This window comes from Helicobacter cetorum (assembly GCF_900198405.1).
Taxonomy (GTDB): domain Bacteria; phylum Campylobacterota; class Campylobacteria; order Campylobacterales; family Helicobacteraceae; genus Helicobacter; species Helicobacter cetorum_C.
The window spans coordinates 1-4,652 of sequence record NZ_FZMR01000043.1; the positions used below are offsets into that span (position 1 = coordinate 1).

Genomic DNA, 4,652 nt, shown 5'->3' on the forward strand with positions numbered 1-4,652 from the left:
AAGACTTGTTGCTCGTTAATGCTTAAAATTAAATCTTGTTTAAAAAGCTTTTTGGATAAAAAGCGTTGTTCTATAGTATTGATTATGGGTGTGAAAATAAAAGTTTTTGAACCAAGCAAATCCTTATAATACATGCTATTCTTATCATTCCAAACAACCATGTTGATAAGAATATTTTTATCTCCAATGATTTTTTCTAAGTTTTGACAATCTCTTACAAATCTATGGCATGCTTTATTCAAAAATACAATAAAATCTTTTTCTTCTTTTGTTGTAAGATTAAAGGCGTTTTCTATAAAATACAATGAACCAAAACTTTGTAAAATGCCTTGTTCTTTAGCGTTTAATTTTGCCTTGCTATTAAGGGCGTTAAACACACTGAAACGATGTTTTAAAGTTATACTTTGACAAGTTTTCAAGCGTTTAAAAAATGCGTTATTATTTTCATATTCCCCTAAAATATCTTGTTTTAAGGATAGAATATCTACTCTTTTAATTACAAATTCTATTAGCTCTTTTTTAGCCTTGTCAAGTTGCTCTTTGTAAGCATGCAAGTTGTCTATAATGTGTTGTCTTTTTTCGCTAAAGACTTGAAATTTAACCTCCATATATTTTCTATATTCTTTAGATGCTGTTATCATTATGCCATTCACTATTATTCCTTTAATTTTTTACTTCATTAAATGCATGAGTTTTAAAATCTCTATACGCTCTTTTATTTCTTCCATTTGTTGTGCGATAAAATCTTGAGTAAAAAGCTTTTTTAAAAGCTCTTTTTGTTCTATGTTGTGCGTTAGGCTCAAAATAGGCTTTAATAAAGGCATGGGTTGATAGTAGTTTTTATAAAAATTTTCATCAAAACAATAGGCATTTAATCTAATTGTATGTATATAATAATTTTGATAGAGCTGTCTTAGGGCTTGCGTGATATAAGAGTATTTACTTTCTCTAATATGAGATTTTTTATGATTAAGATATTCTAGCATTAAAGGGGTGCTAAATCTTTTTAAAGTCGCTTGTTGTTTAGGGTTTAAATTTTTGTCATACGCCACTAAATAAAGCAACTCTATACATTCTTTTAAGGGGATTTCAAAAGCATTTTTAGAATTTAAATCTTTTATGCTTTGTGTGATATTTTTTAGATTTTTTTCTAAGCCCTCAATTATGGCTTGTTCTTTTTTAAAAACCATAGCGTTATATTTTTTCCTGTCAGTATCTTTGAGTGTTTTATGATAACGCTCTATTTGAGATTTTTGAAACGCTTGAGAATTGATAAAACTATGGTGTGTGCGTATCATCACTAAGTCCTTTAAATTTCATATAATGGTGTGTCTTTGTCTATATGTAAATGTGTAGCGTATTTAGCGCTATTTCTTAAGGCTATAAGGTTTTGCAATAAATCATAAATGATTTGTTCCTTATAGTTTAAAACCTTGTTTTTATCAAAACAATAATCCCAAAGGCTTTCTTCAAAGGGGGTGATTGTAATGTGTCTTCCTGCATCGCTATAGCAAAATTGATTTTCTTTATTTTCGTTATATTCATACACATTGTTATTGATATATTCAATATAGTCATACAACATTCTTTTGTAACTATCTTCTTCAAACAAAACAGAGCATTCTAAATCATAAAATTCCCATCTAAAACTAGCTTGATAATTATAAACCTTGCCAAAAATTTCATACACCGCAAAATGCCCATGTTTATCAATGCTTACTTTGTCAAGTTTTTTATAATTTTTATTTTTTGGAATTTTCTTACCTGATATGCTTAATAACCCTAGTTTTTCATCTAATACAATAGGCTTTGGTTTTTCATATGGAATTATTTTGGCTCGTTTTTCATCGCAAATATTATGAAATTCTATAAAATTGCTTATATCATCTTTACTTAAAGCGTTTTCAAATAATTTGATACCAAAATCTGTAGCACAAAGCTTGTAATTTTTGGTGCGTTCAAACATAGGCACACTTCTATGCGTTTGTAGCTTTTCATATAGAGCTTTTTTATATTGCGTTGGATTTTCTATAACTTTTTGATGCCATAGACTATCTACTTCAATAGCATATTGTATGGTCTTTTCTAATGCTTTTATTTGGCGTTCTGCATGGTTTGTTTCAAAAAAAGCAATCTTTTTGACAAACTCTTCTTTGTTGGTTTCTTTTAAAGTTTCTAAATCTTGTAAGGCTTTTTGATAAACTTCAGTTCTTTTTTTCATATTCCTAATAACACTATCCCATCCCACATTTTTCTATCCTTTTTTAAATCTCATACAATGGCGTATCAGTATTTACATGCAAATCTTTAGCGTATTTAGCGCTATTTCTTAAAGCAATCAAATTTTGATGCGCATCCATTATGACTTGTTCGGCGTAGCTTAAAAGCTTGGTGCTATCAAAGAAATAATCCCATAATTTCAACTTAGCTTTATTTAAACATGGGGCGATAGAAAGGCTATAAAGGGGTTTATTATCATGCAAAGATGTTGAACCATTGACCTTAATAAAAAGGTCTCTTTCATACATCTTTTCATTAAACTCTTCTTTTTCTAATCTATTTTGCGACATTTCATAGAAATTCACTCGTTGATACACGGCATAGATATAATGATTAGTTTTAAGGGGTATGTTTTTAGTGGGCTTATTTTGGATAGTTAATAAGCCTAGCTCTTTATCTATGATAATAGGGGGCATTTTTTGATTCAATTTGACGCATTCATTATTATAAAAATCTATGATGATCTTAGCGTCTGTTTCGCTTAAACTTTTGGTAGCGTATTTTTGCCCCAAAATTGTGCCATATTCTCTAAGCCCTTTAGACATTCTTTCAGTTAAAGGCACACTTAAGTGCGTTTTGAGTTTGTCATAAAGAGCTTTTTTAAATTCTATAATTTGTTCTTTAGAAACGCTTTCTTGATTTTTAGGATTGATTTTACGCCCTATAATCAATGCTTTAATAAGCTTATTAATACACTCCTCTTTTAAAGCAACTCTATTATATTCTAGTTGTGCCATATCAATTATGTAATCTCTAGGTCTTTCCTTTTTAAGCCATTCTAGGCGTAGCTTTTCAGTTTGGAAACGCTTAGCTCGCCCCACTATAAACACTAAAGCACCAGAGCCAGACATCCACCCACCACTAAAGCATTTTCTTTTGGCTTCTTCTAATCTCTTGATTTTTTCTAGCACCCTTTTTTCACAGGCTTGTAATTTTTTCCTTTCTTTTGGTTTGCAAAAGGTTTTAATGCCTTGTTGGTAGTAGGCTAACGCTCTTTTTAAATCCATATTTACACCTTTGGCGTATTCAAAAATCCCACCTAAAAGCTTGTAATCTTCAAAGTATGAATATTCATTTGCCACGCCCTCTAAATAAGTAACAACAATATCCATATTGTAATTAAGCTTATGACACACGCTAATGATATGTCCTAGTGGTTTTAGAGAACTTAAAGATTTATAGCCATAATATCTTTCTAGATACCTTCTTTTAATTCCAAAATGCCTAAAATATTGATACTCGTTATAAAAGGCTAACACTTCTAAATTCAATTCTAAAAATTTCTTTAAATCCCCCTTTTTCTTATAAACTTGCGCGATTTCTAGCATGCAACTATCCCAAGAACTACGCAACTTTTTAGGGTAATACTCTAATTCTTTATAAAAATATTCTAATGCTTTATCATAGTCTAGGATTTTCTTATTTTCACTATAGATTTCTCCCAAAGCTTGGTAATACTTAGCGATTTTATTTTCATTATTATTTTGAGCGTTTGAAAGAGCTTTTTTAGCGTATTCAATCGCTTTTTTGGCATTTTTAGGAATGATAATTTTATGTTCATCTGTTTTTCTATCATAAGCTTCTAAACCATAACGATAAACATTCATCAAACCATCTAGCCCTTCTATAGAGCCTAAATCTTTAGCCCTATGGTAGTAAAAAAGCACTTTTTGAGCTTTTTTAATCACTGCGTTACTCATTCGCTCACTTCTATAAACTTCTTTTTGATAGAAATTAGCCAAAGCCACACAACAAGGTGCATTATTTAATTTAGCCCCTTTTTGATAAAGTTCAAAAGCAAGTTTTTTAAAATCAGGCTGTTTTTCTTTATCAGTATCAAATACTCTATCTCTCATTCTTTCATAAGTTTTTGCGAGTTCATAATAGGCTTGTGGCTCTTTGGTCTGCTTAAAATATTCTATAGCTAGTTGATAGTTTTCTAGTTCATCAGCATAGATTTTCCCTAGTTCTAAAAGGATTGTTGTATTGTGCGGCTCTTTTAATCGCTTATTTTTCAATTCTATAATCTTTAATTTATTTTGTTCTTTATAGAGATTATCTATTTTTTCATATTCTTTTTCATCTTTTTTGTGTTCATCATCTCTTTGTTTTTTATGTTTAAAAAAATATTTTTTAGCCTTTCTTAAATCTCTTTTAACGCCTATGCCTAAATAGTAATGCTTTGCAACATTTTCATATTCATTACTATGAAGAGATTTCAAAAAGTCTTTAATTTTTCTATGGCTTTCAAAAGGCTTGATTTCGCAAGAATATTTGATTAAACCAAATTTACGCCTTGAAGAATAAAATTTTTTATGCCCTTTTAACATGTCTTATTCCTTTAGTGCTAAAACTTAATCCCCCTCCGTTTT

4 protein-coding genes are annotated in these 4,652 nt (G+C 29.8%); all 4 read right to left on the reverse strand.

Features of this window, described 5'->3' with window-relative positions; translation table 11 throughout:
* On the reverse strand, positions 1–653 hold a 653-nt coding region (locus tag C6H25_RS08420), incomplete at its 3' end, for a hypothetical protein (protein ID WP_158653918.1).
* Positions 654–671: 18 nt separating this feature from the next.
* Positions 672–1,298, reverse strand: coding sequence for a hypothetical protein (locus tag C6H25_RS08425; protein ID WP_104748972.1), 627 nt, complete (start codon positions 1,296–1,298; stop codon positions 672–674).
* A gap of 11 nt (positions 1,299–1,309) precedes the next feature.
* Complete coding sequence (locus tag C6H25_RS08430) at positions 1,310–2,221, reverse strand: hypothetical protein (RefSeq protein ID WP_158653919.1); 912 nt, start codon at positions 2,219–2,221, stop codon at positions 1,310–1,312.
* Between the two features lie 43 nt (positions 2,222–2,264).
* Entirely contained in the window at positions 2,265–4,610 is a 2,346-nt protein-coding gene (locus tag C6H25_RS08435) for a tetratricopeptide repeat protein (protein WP_158653920.1), read from the reverse strand.
* Positions 4,611–4,652 lie beyond the last annotated feature (42 nt).